This window comes from Citrobacter sp. wls827, assembly GCF_005280875.1.
Lineage (GTDB): Bacteria > Pseudomonadota > Gammaproteobacteria > Enterobacterales > Enterobacteriaceae > Citrobacter > Citrobacter youngae.
Genome location: NZ_SZWR01000017.1, coordinates 54,621 through 74,377, shown reverse-complemented (window position 1 = coordinate 74,377; position 19,757 = coordinate 54,621). Strand labels below are relative to the sequence as shown.

Here is a 19,757-nt window from a genome sequence, read left to right as displayed (position 1 = left end):
CACGGCGGGAGACTTCCCAGGTCAGGCGCTGCAAATCACCTTCCGAAGACAGTGTCCAGGAAAGTTGCTGGCCAATTTTCAGATTACGTAGATCTTTATCAGATGCGGCAAGCTGGCTGATATCGCCCATATCAATGCCGTACTGGTTCAGAATACTGCTCAGCGTATCGCCGGTAGAGACAACATACTCGTGAACCCCGGCCTCGCCAGAGGTCTTGTCATCAAGTTCGTCCTGAGGGATAGCTTCATCTTCCTGAGCGGCTTGATCGATAGGTTCGCTGGCCTCTGGCAACAGTGAACGTATCTCGCTTTTTTCCAGCTCAATGGTTTTAACGATGGGTGCAGAGTCGGGATGGTATACATAAGGCCGCCAGACTGCGACGGCCAATGTCAGAACAGTAAGCGACCCCAACATAACACGATGGGGTCGCGGCAAATTATTAAACGCCAGAGCGACAGAGCGGGCTATCTGTTGCACGTATTCACTTCCTCATTAATCTCCTTTCAGGCAGCTCGCATACTGGTTGGCTAATTGGTTCAGAAACGCTGAATAGCTTGTTTTACCCAGTTTGATATTCGTTCCGAGGGGATCCAACGTTCCCATTCGAACGGATGTCCCTCTCGCTACGGCTTCAACGACCGCTGGCCTGAACTGTGGCTCAGCAAAAACGCAGGTTGCTTTTTGCTCAACCAACTGTGTTCTTATTTCATGTAAACGCTGCGCACCAGGTTGAATCTCAGGGTTCACGGTAAAGTGACCAAGCGGTGTTAGCCCGTAGTGTTTTTCGTAGTAGCCATAGGCGTCATGAAAAACGAAATACCCTTTACCCTTGAGCGGTGCGAGCTCGTTACCTACCTGCTTATCGGTTGCGGCTAATTGTGCCTCAAAATCCTTCAGGTTGGCGTCAAGTTTGGCTCGACTTTGCGGCATAAGTTCCACTAATTTATCATGGATTGCAACCGCTGAGGCCCGCGCTATCTCTGGGGAAAGCCAAAGATGCATGTTGTAATCACCATGATGGTGATGCTCGTCACTTTTTTCGCCGTGAGCGTCGTTATGCCCATGATCGTCATCATCATCGTCAGCGCCTTTCATGAGTAACGGTTTCACGTCATTGAGCTGCGCAATCGTTACCTGTTTTGCGTTAGGAATATTCTTGACTGACTTTTCCATAAACGCCTCCATTTCCGGACCTATCCAAACAACTAAGTCCGCGTTCTGTAAGCGTTTTACGTCTGAAGGACGCAGCGAATAATCGTGTTCGGAAGCCCCGTCAGGCAACAGAACCTGGGTGTCTGTAACCCCATCTGCAATCGCTGAAGCAATAAAGCCCAACGGCTTAAGTGACGCCACTACAGCAGCATTTGCTGCCTGAGTTGCACTACCCCAAAGAGCAGCGGATAATGCTGCGAAAAGAAGCGTATTTTTATGTAACATAATGCGACCAATCATCGTAACGAATGTGAGAAATGTGATATTATAACATTCTATAACTTCTGCAAGACTAAAATTGATATGACGACTTTGGTTTCACTGGAAAATGTCTCGGTCTCTTATGGTCAACGCCGCGTCCTTTCTGACGTATCGCTTGAACTTCGACCCGGCAAAATTTTAACGCTTCTTGGCCCGAATGGGGCCGGAAAGTCTACGCTGGTGCGCGTTGTATTGGGGCTGGTAGCGGCTGATGAAGGGGTTATCAAGCGCAACGGGCATTTGCGGATTGGCTATGTACCGCAAAAACTCTACCTCGATACAACACTTCCGCTGACGGTGAGTCGCTTTTTGCGCTTACGTCCTGGCACAAAGAAAACCGACATTCTCCCTGCGCTGAAGCGTGTTCAGGCCGGGCATCTGATGGATGCGCCGATGCAAAAACTGTCCGGCGGGGAAACACAGCGTGTCTTGCTGGCCCGTGCGTTGCTAAATAAACCGCAGCTCCTGGTGCTCGATGAACCGACTCAGGGCGTGGATGTGAATGGTCAGGTTGCACTGTACGATCTTATCGATCAGTTGCGACGTGAGCTGGATTGCGCCGTGCTGATGGTATCCCACGACCTGCATCTGGTCATGGCAAAAACCGACGAAGTCCTGTGTCTGAACCACCACATTTGCTGCTCCGGCACGCCAGAGGTGGTTTCTATGCACCCTGAATTCATTTCTATGTTCGGGCAACGCGGCGCTGAACAACTCGGAATTTACCGTCACAACCATAATCATCGCCACGATTTACAGGGTCGCATTGTTTTACGCCGGGGAAATGGTCACTCATGATTGAATTATTATTACCCGGTTGGTTAGCCGGGATCATGCTGGCCTGTGCTGCTGGCCCGCTTGGCTCGTTTGTAGTCTGGCGTCGAATGTCTTATTTCGGCGATACGCTGGCTCATGCGTCGCTGCTGGGGGTCGCCTTTGGCCTGCTGCTGGATGTAAACCCTTTCTATGCGGTTATCGCCGTCACCCTGTTGCTGGCCGCAGGCCTGGTATGGCTGGAGAAACGCCCGCATCTCGCGATTGATACCCTGCTCGGTATTATGGCGCACAGTGCGCTGTCATTAGGGCTGGTTGTTGTTAGCCTGATGTCGAATATTCGTGTGGATCTGATGGCCTATCTGTTTGGCGATCTGCTCGCCGTCACCCCAGAAGATCTGGTGGCCATTGCCATTGGCGTGGTTATCGTTCTGGCGATTTTGTTCTGGCAGTGGCGTAACCTGCTGTCGATGACTATCAGCCCGGATCTGGCCTTTGTTGATGGCGTGAAGCTGCAACGTGTCAAGCTATTGTTGATGCTGGTCACTGCACTCACTATTGGTGTGGCGATGAAATTCGTCGGGGCACTGATTATCACCTCACTGCTGATAATTCCTGCGGCTACCGCACGTCGTTTCGCCCGGACACCCGAACAGATGGCCGGTGTTGCCGTGGGCGTTGGGATGATAGCGGTTACAGGCGGGCTGACCTTCTCAGCGTTCTATGATACGCCAGCAGGACCATCCGTGGTGCTTTGTGCTGCACTGCTGTTTATCTTCAGTATGATGAAGAAGCAAGCGAGCTGAGTGGTATTTCGCCGGATGGCGGTTTCACCTAATCCTGCCTACATCATACCGTAGGCCTGATTAGCGTAGCGCCATCCGGCATTATTGGGGCTTAAGGCATTGCCGGCGGCGTGATCCCGAAATGGTTCCAGGCCCGTACCGTTGCCATTCTTCCGCGCGGCGTACGCTGCAGAAAACCTTGCTGAATCAGATACGGTTCCAGCACGTCCTCAATGGTTTCACGTTCTTCGCCGATTGCCGCCGCCAGGTTATCCAGTCCTACCGGACCACCGAAGAATTTATCGATAACCGCCAGCAGCAGCTTACGGTCCATATAATCGAAGCCTTCCGCATCCACATTGAGCATATCCAGTGCCTGGGCGGCGATATCCGCCGAGATGGTGCCGTCATGCTTCACTTCAGCAAAATCGCGTACCCGACGCAATAAACGGTTGGCAATACGCGGCGTACCACGCGCCCGCCGCGCCACTTCCAGCGCGCCTTCATCACTCATCTCCAGCCCCATAAAGCGGGCACTGCGTCCAACAATATGCTGCAGGTCAGCCACCTGATAGAATTCCAGGCGCTGTACAATCCCAAAGCGATCACGCAGTGGAGACGTTAACGACCCCGCGCGGGTTGTTGCGCCGATTAGCGTAAACGGCGGCAGATCGATTTTAATTGAACGTGCTGCCGGGCCTTCGCCAATCATGATATCCAGCTGATAGTCTTCCATTGCCGGATACAATACTTCTTCCACGACCGGTGACAGACGATGGATTTCATCGATAAACAACACATCGTGTGGTTCAAGGTTGGTGAGCATTGCCGCCAGGTCGCCTGCTTTTTCCAGTACCGGACCGGACGTAGTACGCAGATTAACGCCCATTTCATTGGCAACAATATTGGCAAGCGTGGTTTTACCGAGACCCGGAGGACCGAAGATCAGCAGATGGTCGAGCGCGTCACCGCGCAGCTTCGCCGCCTGGATAAAAATCTCCATTTGCGAACGCACCTGCGGCTGACCAATGTACTCTTCCAGCAATTTAGGGCGGATCGCACGATCCACCAGATCTTCAGGGGTCGTGCTGACAGCCGAAATCAGACGGTCTGCTTCAATCATCCTCTACCTCACAGCGCCGCGCGAAGCGCTTCACGAATCAGGGTTTCACTGCTGGCATCAGGGCGGGCAATTTTGCTCACCATGCGGCTGGCTTCCTGTGGTTTATAGCCCAACGCCACCAGCGCAGCAACCGCTTCCTGCTCGGCATCGTCCGTTGCCGGACTTGCCGGCGAGGTCAGGACCAGATCTGCCGCCGGGGTAAAGAGATCGCCATGCAGTCCTTTAAAACGGTCTTTCATTTCGACGATCAATCGCTCTGCCGTTTTCTTACCGATGCCCGGTAATTTCACCAGTGCGCCAAGCTCTTCGCGCTCAACGGCATTGACAAACTGCTGCGCAGACATACCGGAGAGGATCGCCAGCGCCAGCTTCGGCCCCACACCGTTGGTTTTAATTAGCTCTTTAAACAGCGTGCGCTCTTGCTTATTGTTAAAGCCATACAGCAGCTGTGCGTCTTCGCGCACCACAAAATGCGTGAAGATGATCGCTTCCTGCCCGGCTTCCGGCAGCTCGTAGAAACAGGTCATCGGCATATGCACTTCATAGCCTACCCCGCCCGTTTCCAGAAGGACCAGTGGGGGTTGTTTTTCAAGAATGATGCCTCTGAGTCTGCCTATCACATGACGCTCCTGCGTTAAGGGCTAAAAGGTAATGCGCTATCATAAAAAAAGGCTGGATAGATATCCAGCCTCATTTGTCACTAACGTAACCTACCGCGCGCTAAATTCAACCTCGACTCACTCATTTGCATGGCGTTCTGGCTGACATGGCAGTGGGTAATGGCAATCGCCAGCGCATCCGCAGCATCCGCCTGAGGGTTAGCCGGGAGTTTGAGCAGCGTACGCACCATGTGTTGTACCTGGCTTTTTTCCGCGCTGCCGATACCGACGACGGTTTGTTTAACCTGTCGGGCAGCATACTCAAACACCGGAAGATCCTGATTGGTCGCAGCAACAATCGCCACGCCGCGCGCCTGCCCCAGCTTAAGCGCCGAATCGGCATTTTTCGCCATAAAGACCTGCTCGATGGCAAAATAATCCGGCTGGAACTGGGTGATGATTTCCGTCACCCCCGCGTATATCAATTTCAGGCGTGACGGGAGATCGTCAACTTTGGTGCGAATACAACCACTGCCGAGGTAGGTCAACTGTCTGCCGACCTGACGGATTACGCCATAACCGGTAATGCGCGACCCCGGATCAATGCCGAGAATGATAGACATCACGCATCTCCTGTTATTTTATGGCTTAACCACATCATTCTAACGTAGCTGCAACCTCATCGGAGATTTCGCCGTTGTGGTAAACTTCCTGCACGTCATCGCAATCTTCCAGCATATCGATCAGACGCATCAGTTTCGGCGCTGTTTCTGCATCCATATCCGCTTTGGTGGATGGGATCATAGAAACTTCAGCCGCGTCCGCTTTCAGACCTGCCGCTTCCAGTGCATCACGAACTTTACCCATCTCTTCCCACGCGGTGTAAACGTCAATCGCGCCGTCGTCGAAGGTTACAACGTCTTCAGCACCGGCTTCCAGTGCCGCTTCCATGATGGCGTCTTCGTCGCCTTGCTCAAAGGAGATCACGCCTTTCTTGCTGAACAGGTATGCGACAGAACCGTCGGTACCGAGGTTGCCGCCTGTTTTAGTGAATGCGTGGCGCACTTCCGCAACGGTACGGTTACGGTTGTCAGACAGACATTCAATCATAACGGCTGTACCGCCAGGACCGTAACCTTCATAGATGATGGTTTCCATATTGGAATCTTCATCACCACCCACACCGCGCGCGATTGCACGGTTCAGAGTGTCACGTGTCATGTTGTTTGCCAGCGCTTTATCAACCGCTGCGCGCAGACGCGGGTTAGCATCTGGATCGCCACCACCCAATTTAGCCGCCGTCACCAGCTCACGAATGATTTTGGTGAAGATCTTACCGCGCTTAGCATCCTGCGCTGCTTTACGATGTCTGGTGTTGGCCCATTTACTATGACCTGCCATAAATAATCTCTCCAAAAAGCGCGCCTTCTCAGGCGACGTTAATTACAAACTCTTCAATCGCCTGCCGGTTACTCCACGACTTGGTTAACTGTGCCGCCTCATGCGCATTAACCCAACGGTAGGTCAAATGTTCGGTGAACACGATCTCTCGTTCAGTGGGCAGTGCCAGGCAAAACCAGGACTCCGTATTACTTACAATTCCTGGCGCATAGCGATGACGTAAATGACTAAAAATCTCAAACTCCACCGTGCGCTGGCAGTCAATTAAGGTCAGTTGCTCACGCGCAACATCAATGGCGACCTCTTCCTTTACTTCGCGCAGGGCGGCTTGCGACGCGGTTTCACCTTCTTCAAGGCTGCCGGTGACCGACTGCCAAAAATCAGGATCGTCGCGTCGCTGTAACATCAGCACTCTCCCGGTGTCCTTTGCATAAATCACGACTAACACCGAGACAGGCTGTTTATATGCCATATCAGTTATTCTCGGCCTTCTTAACAACCTGAATGCTCAGTTCCGCCAGCGCAGCTTCATTGGCCAGGCTCGGCGCTTCGGTCATCAGACACGCGGCAGCCGTCGTTTTCGGGAAAGCAATAACGTCACGGATGTTATCAGTACCGGTCAGCAGCATGGTCAGACGATCCAGACCAAACGCCAGGCCCGCGTGCGGCGGTGTACCGTATTTTAACGCATCCAACAGGAAGCCGAATTTCTCGCGCTGCTCTTGTTCGTTGATACCCAGAATACCGAATACGGTCTGCTGCATATCACCGTTATGGATACGTACAGAACCGCCGCCTACTTCGTAGCCGTTGATAACCATATCGTACGCATTGGCAACCGCATCTTCCGGCGCGGCTTTCAGCTCAGCTGCCGTCATGTCTTTCGGCGAGGTGAACGGGTGGTGCATCGCGGTCAGACCGCCTTCACCATCGTCTTCAAACATTGGGAAGTCGATAACCCACAACGGCGCCCATTTGGATTCGTCGGTCAGGTTCAGGTCTTTACCCAGTTTCAGGCGCAGAGCCCCCATCGCGTCGGCAACCACTTTCTTGTTGTCGGCGCCGAAGAAGATCATATCACCGTCTTGCGCGCCAGTACGTTCCAGAATAGCTTCAATGATTTCAGCATTCAGGAACTTGGCCACCGGGCTGGTTACCCCTTCCAGACCTTTCGCACGCTCGGTGACTTTAATGTATGCCAAACCTTTCGCGCCGTAGATCTTAATGAAGTTACCGTAATCGTCGATCTGCTTACGGCTAAGTGTAGCGCCGCCAGGTACGCGCAGAGCCGCTACACGCCCTTTCGCATCGTTAGCCGGACCAGAGAACACGGCGAATTCAACAGATTTCAGCAAATCAGCAACGTCCACCAGCTCCATCGGGTTACGCAGATCCGGCTTATCGGAACCGTAACGACGCTCAGCTTCAGCAAAGGTCATGATCGGGAAATCGCCCAGGTCCACACCTTTTACTTCCAGCCACAGATTACGCACCAGCGCTTCCATCACTTCACGCACTTGCGGTGCGGTCATGAAGGAGGTCTCAACATCGATCTGAGTAAATTCAGGCTGGCGGTCAGCACGTAAGTCTTCGTCACGGAAGCATTTTACAATCTGGTAGTAGCGGTCGAAGCCAGACATCATCAGCAGTTGTTTGAACAACTGAGGAGACTGTGGCAGCGCGTAGAATTTACCTTTATGTACGCGAGACGGTACCAGGTAGTCACGCGCACCTTCTGGCGTCGCTTTCGTCAGCATCGGCGTTTCGATGTCGAGGAAGCCATGGTCGTCCATGAAACGACGCACCAGGCTGGTAATTTTGGCACGCGTTTTCAGGCGCTGCGCCATTTCAGGGCGACGCAGATCGAGGTAGCGGTACTTCAGACGAGCTTCTTCAGTATTTACGTGGTTAGAGTCGAGCGGCAGTGAATCTGAACGGTTGATAATGACCAGATCGGAGGCCAGCACTTCAATTTCGCCAGTCGCCATATCAGCGTTGACGTTTTTCGCGTCACGCGCACGCACGGTGCCCGTTACCTGAATGCAGAACTCATTACGCAGTTCGGAGGCCAGCTTTAACGCGTCCGCACGGTCCGGATCGAAAAATACCTGCACGATACCTTCGCGGTCGCGCATATCGATAAAGATCAGGCTACCAAGATCACGACGACGGTTGACCCAACCACACAGAGTCACCTGCTGCCCCTCGTGGGACAGACGTAGCTGTCCGCAATATTCTGTACGCATGAGATATCCCTTAACTTTGCCGCAGGCGGATTGTCATCTGCCCGGCAGATGACGAAGTCGCAGCTTTAGCAGAATGTCACAACTGAATGAAAAAAGGCGGCTATTATACTGGAAATTCTGCCGCACGATAAGAGCCTACTGGGATAGACTCTCAGTCCGGTACTGACTGTACGCGTGTTTCCTAAGCGGGTATTGCGTAATCTCACAAAAAATAACAAAAATTGTCACCCCTTTCACACAGATTCGCGATTAAGGTGTAACGGAAATCTTTTTTTACTGGAGTCACCATGCTGGAACTGAACGCAAAAACAACCGCTCTTGTCGTCATCGATCTACAGGAAGGGATCCTGCCTTTCGCGGGTGGGCCTCATTCGGCAAACGACGTCGTCGCCCGCGCGGCACAACTGGCGGAAAAATTCCGTACTAACGGTTCACCAGTGGTGATGGTTCGCGTCGACTGGTCTGCGGATTATGCCGACGCGCTAAAACAACCGGTTGATGCCCAAGCGCCAGCCAAAGCATTACCCGACAACTGGTGGGAATACCCACAAGCGCTGGGAAAGTGTGCGACAGACCTGGAGGTCACCAAGCGCCAGTGGGGAGCATTCTACGGTACTGACCTGGAACTGCAATTGCGCCGTCGTGGTATCGACACCATCGTCCTTTGCGGGATCTCCACCAATATCGGCGTCGAATCCACCGCGCGTAACGCCTGGGAGTTGGGTTTTAATCTGATCATTGCAGAAAATGCCTGTAGCGCCGCCAGCACTGAGCAACATCAGGGCAGCATGACGCACATATTCCCGCGCATTGCCCGCGTACGCCGCGTGGACGAGATCCTGCAAGCGTTATGATCTATATCGGCTTACCCCAGTGGTCGCACCCAAAGTGGGTGCGTCTGGGGATCACCAGTCTGGAAGAATATGCCCGCCACTTTAACTGTGTGGAAGGCAACACCACGCTGTACGCACTGCCAAAAGCTGAGATTGTTGCGCGCTGGCATGCACAGACCACCGATGCGTTTCGATTTTGTTTTAAGTTTCCGGCCACCATTTCACATCAGGCTGCGCTGCGTAATTGTGATGACCTGGTACAGGAATTTTTCGCGCGCATGTCGCCACTGGATGCCCGTATCGGACAATACTGGTTACAGCTACCTGCCACGTTCGGCCCGCGTGACCTCCCTGCCCTGTGGCAATTCCTCGATGCCCTCCCTAAAACGTTTACCTACGGTGTCGAGGTTCGTCATCCGGATTTCTTTGCGAAAGGTGAATCAGAGATCCGGCTCAATCGGGGTCTGCATGAACGCGGAATTAATCGGGTCATTTTAGACAGCCGTCCGGTCCATGCCGCGATCCCACACACGGAAGCGATACGCGATGCTCAACGTAAGAAACCTAAGGTCCCGGTGCATGCGGTGGTGACGGCAACCCACCCGATGGTCCGTTTTATCGGTAGCGATGATATGGCTCAGAACCGGGCATTTTTCGCCGCCTGGCTGGCAAAGTTGCCACTCTGGCAACAGACCAGCACGCCATACCTGTTTTTGCACACGCCGGATATCGCACAGGCTCCTGAGCTGGTAGACACGCTATGGGCAGATTTACGTAGTGCCCTGCCAGAGATCGGATCAGCACCGTCGATTCCACAGCAATCTTCTCTTTTCTGAAAATGCCACCTATCATAGTCAATGCCAGCAGCCATTTTAAAAGGGAGTTTGTATGGTAAGCGCGCTTTATGCCGTCCTGGGTGCGTTATTGTTAATAAAGTTCTCCTTTGACGTCGTTCGCCTGCGCATGCAATATCGCGTTGCCTATGGTGATGGCGGCTTTAGTGAGCTGCAAAGCGCTATCCGCATTCACGGTAATGCGGTGGAATATATTCCCGTTGCATTAGTGCTGCTGTTATTTATGGAAATGAACGGCGCAGAAACGTGGATGGTGCATCTTTGCGGGCTGATGTTGATTGCCGGGCGACTGATGCATTATTACGGATTCCACCACCGTCTTTTCCGCTGGCGCCGTTCCGGCATGAGCGCCACCTGGTGTTCACTGTTGCTAATGGTGCTGGCGAATCTTTGGTATATGCCCTGGGAGTTGGTTTTCTCCCTGCATTAGCGCACAATACGCCACTTTATTTTTCCCGGATTTTTACGTTATGTCTCACCGCGACACGCTTTTTTCTGCGCCTATCGCCAGTCTGGGTGACTGGACCTTTGATGAACGGGTAGCTGAAGTCTTCCCGGATATGATCCAGCGTTCCGTTCCTGGTTATTCCAATATCATTTCGATGATTGGCATGCTGGCCGAACGTTTCGTGCAACCCAACACGCAGGTCTACGATCTGGGCTGTTCTCTGGGCGCGGCGACGCTCTCGGTACGTCGCAATATCCATCATGAGAATTGCAAAATTATTGCCGTCGATAACTCCCCGGCCATGGTTGAGCGCTGTCGTCGTCATATCGATGCCTATAAAGCCCCCACGCCTGTTGACGTGGTCGAAGGCGATATTCGCAACATAACTATCGAAAACGCCTCGATGGTGGTGCTGAATTTTACCCTGCAATTCCTTGAACCACCTGAGCGCCAGGCGTTGTTGGATAAGATTTATCAGGGGTTAAACCCCGGCGGCGCGTTGGTGCTGTCAGAGAAGTTCAGCTTCGAAGATACCAAAGTTGGCGAGCTGCTGTTCAACATGCACCACGACTTCAAACGCGCCAATGGCTACAGCGAACTGGAAATCAGCCAGAAGCGCAGCATGCTGGAAAATGTGATGCTAACTGACTCTGTTGAAACGCACAAAGCGCGTCTGCACCAGGCAGGTTTTGAGCACAGCGAATTATGGTTCCAGTGCTTCAACTTTGGTTCTCTGGTGGCATTGAAAGCTGAGGCTAGCGCATGATCGACTTTGGTAACTTTTATCAGCTGATTGCCAAAAATCATCTTTCCCATTGGCTGGAAACGCTGCCAGCGCAAATCGCGACCTGGCAGCGCGATCAACACGGCTTGTTTAAGCAGTGGTCGAATGCCGTGGAGTTTCTGCCGGAACTGACGCCACATCGTCTGGATTTACTGCATAGCGTGACTGCCGAAAGCGAGGAGCCGCTCAGCGAAGGACAGATCAAACGGATTGATACTCTGATGCGTCATCTCATGCCGTGGCGCAAAGGTCCATATTCGCTGTACGGCGTCAATATTGATACCGAATGGCGTTCCGACTGGAAGTGGGATCGCGTTCTGCCGCATTTGTCTGACCTCACCGGACGTACCATTCTTGATGTTGGCTGCGGCAGCGGATATCACATGTGGCGCATGATTGGCGCGGGGGCGCATCTGGCGGTTGGCATTGATCCTACGCAGCTGTTCCTGTGTCAGTTTGAAGCGGTACGTAAACTGCTGGGTAACGATCAGCGCGCGCATCTGCTGCCGCTGGGTATTGAGCAGCTTCCGGCGCTCAACGCCTTTGATACCGTATTCTCTATGGGCGTGCTTTATCACCGCCGCTCACCGCTGGAACATCTCTGGCAGTTGAAAGATCAACTGGTAAAAGACGGAGAGCTGGTGCTGGAAACGCTGGTGGTCGAAGGTGATGAAAATACCGTTCTGGTACCAGGCGATCGCTACGCGCAAATGCGTAACGTCTACTTTATTCCATCCGCACTGGCGCTTAAAAACTGGCTGGAAAAATGCGGATTTGTCGATGTTCGTATCGCCGACGTGTGTGTGACCACTACCGAAGAACAACGTCGCACCGAATGGATGATAACCGAATCGCTGGCCGACTTCCTTGACCCGAACGACCACAGCAAGACGGTGGAAGGCTACCCCGCCCCACTGCGCGCGGTATTGATTGCACGTAAACCGTAATGGATTGCCGGAGCACCGTTTCTCCAAAATAGTTCAAGTTGCAGCAAGGCGGTAACGCAGCAAATCCCCGGGAGCGTAGATAACTACGTGACCGGGGTGAGCAAGGCGGCCAACGCTGCTGCGGCTTGAAATATGAAGGAGAAAAAAAGGCCCCTGTTGAATTGGCAGGGGCCTGGTACGAGCAAGCATCATATTGGGCGACATGATGCAACGGTAAAAATCAGCTGGCCTGGTGGTGCGCAATGATTGCCTTCATTTCAGCAACCGCCGCCCCGTCAACCGCATAGCGGGAATATTCATCCGCCTGCGTATCCGAAGACATCGACAACCCCGAATTGCGATACCGCATGGGTGAAGCCAGCCATACTCCGGCAGAACTGTGGACTTCCTGCACTCCAGCGTTGAGGAACAGGGATAAATTCGCGGCGCGAACCCCCGCTCCGGCCATAATGATTGGAGCATCCACCTGCTCAATAAGTTCCATTATTTTTGTTAAACCTTGCGCTGCATCTGATTTTTGCCCGGAAGTTAGTACTCTGGCGACACCTAAATCGGACAATTTATTCAGCGCATTTAATGGGTTGGCGCACATATCGAAGGCCCGATGAAACGTGACATTTAGCGGGCCCGCAGCAACCATTATTTTTTCCATACGTGGCATATCGACATTCCCGTCCACATCGAGAATGCCGGTCACCAGCCCTGAAAAACCTAAATCTCTGACCATCGCGATATCATCAAGCATCGCGGCAAATTCACCGTCGGTGTAACAAAAATCGCCCCCACGCGGACGGATAATGGGATTAACGGGAATAGAGACATGCTGGCGTACAGAGCGTAACACCCCCAGCGACGGCGTTAAGCCTCCTTCTTTGGGCGCCGAGCACAGTTCAATACGATCCGCGCCGTTTTGCTGCGCCGTGCGCGCGCACTCCATGCTGTAACAGCAGATTTCCAGCAATGTCATATTTACTCCTGTTGCTCGCTTGCGACAATCGCTTCAATTGACCACGGATGAAATTTGAGGGTGACGCTGCCATCACTGACCGCCAGTGTCGGATTCGGTAAACGCTCACGCTCTCCTTTTGGTGAGCTGGTTTTCACGAAAATCCCCGGCTGACTCAATCCTTCATCAGAAAGCAGCGCCAGCGCTCGCGCATTCAACGTCTCCACGTCACCCGGCAGAACTATTTCAACATGCTCCCAGCCTTCATGTGGATAGCGTTTTTCGCCCGGCCATGGCAGCTCTACGATGGTAAATTGCCAGTGTTGCACACAAACGGGTTCATCAAGCTTGAACAGGCAAATCGGTCGGCCATTAATGATATTTTCTGACAACAGTTCGCCACACTGTTCAAATCCCCGACGCCAGCGCTCTGCGGTGGTATTTTGATGACAGCGCAGAGAAATGTGATCGGCTTCAAGCGATGAGACATCCAGCCCAAGGCGAGTGGAAAGATCCGTTAACGCCTGAATGAAATGCGGTAAATCTGCGGAAATATCATGCAGTTCTGCAACTGTTTGCCAGTTCGCCATAATGAAAGCTCATATCCATGTTCAAAGCGGCTAATTTACCCTGTTGCGCAGCCCCAACCAACTGCTGATTTTCTTAAGCGCGATATGAATAATTATACGTAATAACAATGTTTATATTTCAGGCTGCTGGCGGTACTCGCAATGCTGACGGCAACGGGCATTTGCAGTATACTCCCGCCCTTAATTCTTAAACTGGTGCGGTCAATTTTAAGCCGCTTCATAAATGTAAGGTATTCCGGTGAATATTCAGGCTCTTCTCTCAGAAAAAGTCAGTCAGGCCATGATTGCTGCAGGCGCGCCTGCAGATTGCGAACCGCAGGTTCGTCAGTCAGCAAAAGTACAGTTCGGCGACTATCAGGCTAACGGCATGATGGCTGTCGCGAAAAAACTGGGTATGGCGCCGCGACAACTGGCTGAGCAGGTGCTGACTCATCTGGATCTCAACGGGATCGCCAGCAAAGTTGAAATTGCGGGCCCGGGCTTTATTAACATTTTTCTCGATCCGGCATTTCTGGCGCAGCATGTTCAGCAAGCGCTGGCCTCCGATCGTCTGGGCGTTACCCAACCGGCTAAACAAACCGTTGTGGTTGACTACTCCGCACCTAACGTCGCGAAAGAAATGCACGTGGGTCACCTGCGCTCCACCATCATCGGCGACGCTGCGGTACGTACGCTGGAGTTCCTTGGTCACAATGTTATCCGCGCTAACCACGTCGGCGACTGGGGCACTCAGTTCGGTATGCTCATCGCATGGCTGGAAAAACAGCAGCAGGAAAATGCCGGTGAGATGGCGCTGGCCGATCTGGAAGGTTTCTACCGTGATGCGAAAAAACATTACGACGAAGATGAAGCCTTCGCCGAGCGCGCCCGTAGCTATGTTGTGAAGCTGCAAGGCGGCGACGAGTACTTCCGTGAAATGTGGCGCAAACTGGTCGACATCACTATGTCGCAGAACCAGTTAACCTATGACCGTCTGAACGTGACTCTGACCCGTGACGACGTGATGGGCGAAAGCCTGTACAACCCGATGCTGCCGGGCATTGTGGCCGATCTCAAAGCCAAAGGTCTGGCTGTTGAAAGCGAAGGCGCTACCGTCGTATTCCTTGATGAGTATAAGAACAAGGAAGGCGAACCGATGGGCGTTATCATTCAGAAGAAAGATGGCGGCTATCTCTACACTACAACCGACATCGCCTGCGCCAAGTATCGTTATGAAACGCTGCATGCCGATCGCGTACTGTATTACATCGACTCCCGTCAGCATCAGCACTTAATGCAGGCCTGGACCATCGTGCGTAAAGCCGGTTATGTGCCGGACTCCGTACCGCTGGAACACCACATGTTCGGCATGATGCTGGGTAAAGATGGTAAACCGTTCAAAACACGTGCGGGCGGCACGGTAAAACTGGCCGATCTGCTGGATGAAGCGCTGGAGCGCGCACGTCGTCTGGTTGCGGAAAAGAACCCGAACATGCCTGCTGATGAGCTGGAAAAACTGGCGAATGCCGTTGGTATCGGCGCGGTGAAATATGCGGATCTGTCCAAAAACCGTACCACCGACTATATCTTCGACTGGGACAACATGCTGGCGTTCGAAGGCAATACCGCGCCGTACATGCAGTATGCTTACACCCGCGTACTGTCCGTATTCCGTAAAGCGGATATTGACGAAAGCGCGCTGACCAGCGCGCAGGTGATTATCAACGAAGATCGCGAAGCTCAGTTGGCCGCCCGCCTGCTGCAGTTTGAAGAAACGCTGACCGTTGTTGCACGTGAAGGTACACCGCACGTGATGTGCGCTTATCTGTACGACGTTGCCGGCCTGTTCTCTGGCTTCTACGAACACTGCCCGATCCTCAGCGCTGAAAACGAAGAAATTCGTAACAGCCGCCTGAAACTGGCACAGCTGACGGCGAAAACCCTGAAGCTGGGTCTGGATACGCTGGGTATCGAAACCGTAGAACGCATGTAATCACCTCGAGTGATGTGAAAGCCTGCGCTATGTCGCGGGCTTTTTTATTTTCCCGAATGACCTCCCTCGTAGGCCTGATAAGCGAAGCGCCATCAGGCGGTCAGGCGCACCTTGCCGGATGGCGGCATAAACGCCTTACCCGGCCTACGAGAAACGACTACGTTCACTGTAATTTGTAACAACTCACAAGGAATGACACATTTCCGTAGAGGGATGGAACATTTTTTGCCTGTCATCCCGTTTACGCCTCCGTATCATTAGGCGGCGAATTAATCGGGTACGGGTCAATGACATTCAGAGATTTTGAGGCGGAAGAAAAACTTTTCCAGCGGCGTGTAATGGTGGCCTTTGGCCTGGTCGTCATCTGTTTTGGCATCCTGATTTATAACCTCTACAACTTACAAATCCGTCAACACCAGTATTACACCACCCGATCGGATGCAAACGACATCAAAATGCTGCCTGTCGCCCCAACGCGCGGTATCATTTATGATCGCAACGGTATCCCGCTGGTACGAAATGTCACCTGGTACGACATTTCTGTTACGCCTTATAAAATCAGCGATATGGACGCCCTGCTGAAACAACTCACGCCGATTGTTGACCTCACGCCAGATGATATTGACCAGTTTCGCCATGAACTGAAGGCCAGTAGCCGCTATCGGCCGGTAGTACTTAAAAATGCGCTGACCGATGTAGAAATTGCCCGTTTTTCTGTGAACCAGTTCCATTTCAGCGGCGTGACCATCAATAGCTACGAAGATCGCCAGTATCCTTATGGGGCGGCACTGGCACATGTACTTGGCTACGTATCAAAAATCAACGATAGCGATCTGAAAGCACTGGATAAAAAAGGACTGGCAGAGAACTACGCCGCCGATCACAACATCGGTAAACAGGGCATTGAGCACTACTACGAGAATGATCTGCACGGCAAAACGGGTTATCAGGAAGTGGAAGTTGATAATCACGGGCGTATTGTACGTTTGATTAAAGACGTTCCCCCTGTCGCCGGCAAAGATATCCATCTGACGCTGGATTTACACTTGCAGGAATACATTGAAAGCCTGCTGGTGGGCCAACGCGCCGCAGTGTTGGTGGAAGATCCCCATGATGGCTCCGTGCTGGCAATGGTCTCAAACCCCAGCTACGATCCGAACCCGTTTGTCAAAGGCATCAGCTACCAGGATTACAACACGCTGTTGCAGGATAAAGACCTGCCATTAATTAACCGCGTCACCCAAGGGTTATATCCTCCTGCCTCAACGGTAAAACCGTACATGGCGATGTCAGCGTTACTGGACGGCGTGATCACGCCGCAGACCAGCTTCTTCGGCGCGCCCACCTGGACGCTCCCCGGCACCGAGCGACATTACCGGGACTGGAAGAAAACCGGCCACGGTATGCTGGATGTCACCAAAGCGATTGAAGAGTCTGCCGACACGTTCTTTTATCAGGTGGCGTATATGATGGGAATTGACCGCATTAACAGCATGCTTAGCCAGTTTGGCTACGGCAAACCGACCGGCATCGATCTTGATGAAGAGTACAACGGCCTGCTGCCAAGCCGCGACTGGAAACAACGGGTGCATAAAAAAGCCTGGTACCAGGGAGATACCATTTCGGTCGGCATCGGCCAGGGCTACTGGATTGCCACGCCAATTCAGATGGTAAAAGCGATGGTCGCACTGATTAACAACGGGAAAGTTATTGCCCCTCACCTGCTACAGGATGAAGAAAGCGGCAAATCAATCACTCACTATCAGGCACCGGAGGCACCCACACAAATTGCTTCTGCTTCATCACCCTATTGGGGACTGGTGCGTCAGGCGATGTTCGGCATGGCGAATGCACCAAACGGTACCGGGTATAAATTTTTCCATACGGCACCTTATGGCATCGCAGCCAAAAGTGGGACATCACAGGTCTTTAGTCTGAAAGAAAACCAGACTTACAATGCGAAGATGATCCCCATACGACTGCGTGACCATGTGTTCTATACCGCATTTGCGCCGTATAAGAATCCAAAAGTCGCCATCGCATTGATTCTGGAAAACGGCGGCAGCGACGGGGTTACCGCCGCGCCGGTCATGCGTCAAATCATGGACCATCTGTTTGCGCCGCAGGACAACAGCGGGCAACCCGATGCCGCAGAACAACCAGGCCCGGTCAGCACGGCGTCAGCGAACGACACGATTAATAGTACTTACGCAAGTATTCGGTAAGGCACAGCATTGCCATTGCCTGCCCGTAAGGCATAGAGGTGAGTGGGATGTTGTGGTAGAAATCGAGATCGTGCCCCATGCCGGTGCCAAACGAGGTTTGTAGCAACTCCCCTTCAGGGGAAATGTGTTGCACAATACCTCTGATAGCTTTCTCCGCCACCCCCGCATATTCCTGCCCGACATAGCGTTTACGCACCGCTTTGAGAATACCGTAAGCGAATCCAGCCGTTGCGGAGGCTTCCAGATATGACTGAGGATCGTCCAGTAAGGTGTGCCACAACCCGCTCTCATCCTGACATTCCGCCAGAGCTGCAATTTGCGCATTGAGAACCTGCACCAGATAACGGTGAACGGCACTGTTTGCCGGCAAATCGATAAGCTCAAGGAAGTCCGGGATCACCATCGTAAGCCAACTATTACCACGCGCCCAACGGGCGTTTGCGAAGTTATGCCGTCCCACATAGCTCCAGCCGTGGAACCACAGCCCCGTTTTCTTATCCATCAGATTTTGTACATGCAGCAGAAACTGATACGTGGCCTCTTCGATATACGCTGGACGATTGAGCAACTTGCCAATTTTCGCCAGCGGCAGCACCGTCATCATCAGCGTGTCATCCCACATCTGTTGATGATTTTCTTCTGCCAGCGTGATGTGTTGCATACCGCCAAACTCGGTGCGGGGCATATCATGCATTGCCCACTCCGCCCAGTTGTCGAGCCACGGCAGGTACGCCGGATTACGCGTTTCTTCATAGCGATATGCCAGCGTTAAAAACGGGGCCATGGTGTTAACGTTTTTGGTTGTTGCGCCTTCCGCAAAGCGTTCGGCAAACCAGCCGTCGATGATATCGCGCATCGTTGCATCGCCAGTTTGCTGATAATACTGATACATTCCGTATAGGCCAACGCCGTGCGTCCACTCCCATCCGGCCCAGCCTTTGGTATCAATAACACGTCCGTCATCCAGCCGCAGCAAGAACTCGCCCGTTTCATCATGAATATTGACCAGGTTATGCGTCACCTTTTTAATGAGCGTTTTTAATTCATCCCTGGCAATAAAATGTTCTGGTTGACGCAACAATGGACTGTGTTTAACCGGGTAAACAATCATTTCCTTAACCCCTGTCAGTGTCGAATTCAATGCTGCACCCTGTTCCAGTTTCGGCGCGGCAGGTTTATTACGATTCGGATAACCCTGTGTGTTGTTACCCTAAAGTGCTTCGTAAACATTGGGTATCATTACCGGGCCACAGTAAAAGCTAACCGCAGGGGAAACCTTTTTGTTTCTGCCAGGGGTTTTTGCGAAATGGCAATAGCACAAAGAGTCCGATAACACAGGTCACTGATTTTATAAAACAGCGTTTCTTTTTAATCGGGATGGTTGATCAGAACTGCGAGGTGGCCAGCAGTTTCGCCTGCTGGCCGACGTAAAGAAGGGAATTAACGGTAGTTCACAATCACCTGATTGCTCTGAACCTGCAAGGCAGGGAGCAGGCGACCGCCACCAGGCACTTCCCAGACGAAGTGCATTGGTTCAATTGCAGGGACATTATTAAAGCCATTGGTGGTACCGCTTTGTCCATCCAGTTCGACACAACGGGATTGAGAGCATAAGCGCACACGTAACCCCGCAGGCGTAGGACCATTTAATTCATAGCGCCAGGCGACCAGCGTCATCAGACCGGAAACGGGCTGGCTGGGAACCAAAGGCGAAGATGAAGCCGACTCCCCACGATAATTTAAGGTAATCCCCATA

Annotated in this window: 21 protein-coding genes; 9 read left to right on the top strand and 12 right to left on the bottom strand. The window is 52.6% G+C overall.

Going from position 1 to position 19,757, the window contains the following annotated elements:
• Both FDX03_RS23275 and znuA read right to left on the bottom strand, forming a co-directional pair.
• On the bottom strand, window positions 1–478 hold a 478-nt coding region (locus FDX03_RS23275), incomplete at its 3' end, for an OapA N-terminal domain-containing protein (protein WP_249357039.1).
• A gap of 15 nt (window positions 479–493) precedes the next feature.
• Window positions 494–1,438 (bottom strand): zinc ABC transporter substrate-binding protein ZnuA, encoded by a 945-nt coding sequence (gene znuA, locus FDX03_RS10850; RefSeq protein ID WP_005120703.1) that lies wholly within the window; start codon window positions 1,436–1,438, stop codon window positions 494–496.
• Between the two features lie 78 nt (window positions 1,439–1,516).
• Between znuA and znuC the strand changes: the two genes are divergently transcribed.
• Both znuC and znuB read left to right on the top strand, forming a co-directional pair.
• Window positions 1,517–2,272 carry a zinc ABC transporter ATP-binding protein ZnuC gene (znuC, locus tag FDX03_RS10845; protein WP_048211371.1) on the top strand — a complete coding sequence of 252 codons (756 nt, stop codon included), beginning with the start codon at window positions 1,517–1,519 and terminating at the stop codon, window positions 2,270–2,272.
• Window positions 2,269–3,054, top strand: coding sequence for a zinc ABC transporter permease subunit ZnuB (gene znuB, locus FDX03_RS10840; protein WP_048211370.1), 786 nt, complete (start codon window positions 2,269–2,271; stop codon window positions 3,052–3,054). The genes znuC and znuB overlap by 4 nt, the downstream gene beginning before the upstream one ends.
• A 91-nt stretch (window positions 3,055–3,145) precedes the next feature.
• Here the strand turns inward: znuB and ruvB are convergent, their stop codons facing one another.
• The 6 genes from ruvB to aspS form a co-directional block, all read right to left on the bottom strand.
• A complete protein-coding gene (gene ruvB, locus FDX03_RS10835; RefSeq protein ID WP_048211369.1) occupies window positions 3,146–4,156 on the bottom strand; it encodes a Holliday junction branch migration DNA helicase RuvB in 1,011 nt (336 codons plus the stop codon).
• An 8-nt stretch (window positions 4,157–4,164) separates the two neighbouring features.
• Entirely contained in the window at window positions 4,165–4,776 is a 612-nt protein-coding gene (gene ruvA, locus FDX03_RS10830) for a Holliday junction branch migration protein RuvA (protein WP_016153412.1), read from the bottom strand.
• A gap of 80 nt (window positions 4,777–4,856) precedes the next feature.
• Window positions 4,857–5,378, bottom strand: a complete 522-nt coding sequence (ruvC, locus tag FDX03_RS10825; RefSeq protein ID WP_003034867.1) for a crossover junction endodeoxyribonuclease RuvC — start codon at window positions 5,376–5,378, stop codon at window positions 4,857–4,859.
• A gap of 34 nt (window positions 5,379–5,412) precedes the next feature.
• Window positions 5,413–6,156 carry a YebC/PmpR family DNA-binding transcriptional regulator gene (locus FDX03_RS10820; RefSeq protein ID WP_003833836.1) on the bottom strand — a complete coding sequence of 248 codons (744 nt, stop codon included), beginning with the start codon at window positions 6,154–6,156 and terminating at the stop codon, window positions 5,413–5,415.
• A 28-nt stretch (window positions 6,157–6,184) separates the two neighbouring features.
• On the bottom strand, window positions 6,185–6,628 hold the full coding sequence (nudB, locus tag FDX03_RS10815; protein ID WP_048211368.1) for a dihydroneopterin triphosphate diphosphatase: 444 nt from the start codon (window positions 6,626–6,628) through the stop codon (window positions 6,185–6,187).
• A gap of 1 nt (window position 6,629) precedes the next feature.
• Window positions 6,630–8,402: an aspartate--tRNA ligase gene (gene aspS, locus FDX03_RS10810; RefSeq protein ID WP_137345913.1), complete on the bottom strand. Its 1,773-nt coding sequence runs from the start codon at window positions 8,400–8,402 to the stop codon at window positions 6,630–6,632.
• Window positions 8,403–8,689: 287 nt separating this feature from the next.
• Here aspS and FDX03_RS10805 point away from each other — a divergent pair, with 287 nt between their 5' ends.
• Genes FDX03_RS10805 through cmoB form a run of 5 tightly spaced genes read left to right on the top strand, consistent with a single transcriptional unit; the run spans window position 8,690 to window position 12,268 of the window.
• On the top strand, window positions 8,690–9,256 hold the full coding sequence (locus FDX03_RS10805) for a hydrolase (protein ID WP_137345912.1): 567 nt from the start codon (window positions 8,690–8,692) through the stop codon (window positions 9,254–9,256).
• Window positions 9,253–10,071, top strand: coding sequence for a DUF72 domain-containing protein (locus tag FDX03_RS10800; RefSeq protein ID WP_048211365.1), 819 nt, complete (start codon window positions 9,253–9,255; stop codon window positions 10,069–10,071). The genes FDX03_RS10805 and FDX03_RS10800 overlap by 4 nt, the downstream gene beginning before the upstream one ends.
• A 52-nt stretch (window positions 10,072–10,123) precedes the next feature.
• The gene (locus FDX03_RS10795) at window positions 10,124–10,519 is read left to right on the top strand and encodes an MAPEG family protein (protein ID WP_003034689.1); all 396 of its coding nucleotides are present in this window, start codon (window positions 10,124–10,126) and stop codon (window positions 10,517–10,519) included.
• Between the two features lie 40 nt (window positions 10,520–10,559).
• Complete coding sequence (cmoA, locus tag FDX03_RS10790) at window positions 10,560–11,303, top strand: carboxy-S-adenosyl-L-methionine synthase CmoA (RefSeq protein WP_048211364.1); 744 nt, start codon at window positions 10,560–10,562, stop codon at window positions 11,301–11,303.
• The gene (gene cmoB, locus FDX03_RS10785; RefSeq protein WP_048211363.1) at window positions 11,300–12,268 is read left to right on the top strand and encodes a tRNA 5-methoxyuridine(34)/uridine 5-oxyacetic acid(34) synthase CmoB; all 969 of its coding nucleotides are present in this window, start codon (window positions 11,300–11,302) and stop codon (window positions 12,266–12,268) included. The genes cmoA and cmoB overlap by 4 nt, the downstream gene beginning before the upstream one ends.
• Before the next feature lie 220 nt (window positions 12,269–12,488).
• On the opposite strand, the gene cutC is transcribed toward cmoB, so the two are convergent.
• Window positions 12,489–13,235, bottom strand: coding sequence for a copper homeostasis protein CutC (gene cutC / locus FDX03_RS10780; RefSeq protein WP_048211362.1), 747 nt, complete (start codon window positions 13,233–13,235; stop codon window positions 12,489–12,491).
• Between the two features lie 2 nt (window positions 13,236–13,237).
• On the bottom strand, window positions 13,238–13,804 hold the full coding sequence (locus FDX03_RS10775) for a VOC family protein (protein ID WP_048211361.1): 567 nt from the start codon (window positions 13,802–13,804) through the stop codon (window positions 13,238–13,240).
• Between the two features lie 238 nt (window positions 13,805–14,042).
• On the opposite strand from FDX03_RS10775, the gene argS reads away from it, so the two are divergent.
• Window positions 14,043–15,776 carry an arginine--tRNA ligase gene (gene argS / locus FDX03_RS10770; protein WP_137345911.1) on the top strand — a complete coding sequence of 578 codons (1,734 nt, stop codon included), beginning with the start codon at window positions 14,043–14,045 and terminating at the stop codon, window positions 15,774–15,776.
• Between the two features lie 287 nt (window positions 15,777–16,063).
• Window positions 16,064–18,001 carry a penicillin-binding protein 2 gene (gene mrdA, locus FDX03_RS10765; RefSeq protein ID WP_115643243.1) on the top strand — a complete coding sequence of 646 codons (1,938 nt, stop codon included), beginning with the start codon at window positions 16,064–16,066 and terminating at the stop codon, window positions 17,999–18,001.
• Here the strand turns inward: mrdA and FDX03_RS10760 are convergent.
• Entirely contained in the window at window positions 17,973–19,112 is a 1,140-nt protein-coding gene (locus FDX03_RS10760) for a glycoside hydrolase family 105 protein (protein WP_137345910.1), read from the bottom strand. The genes mrdA and FDX03_RS10760 overlap by 29 nt on opposite strands.
• Window positions 19,113–19,441: 329 nt before the next feature.
• Window positions 19,442–19,757 (bottom strand): flagellar protein FlhE (gene flhe / locus FDX03_RS10755; RefSeq protein ID WP_249357038.1); only part of this gene is annotated, 316 nt, incomplete at its 5' end.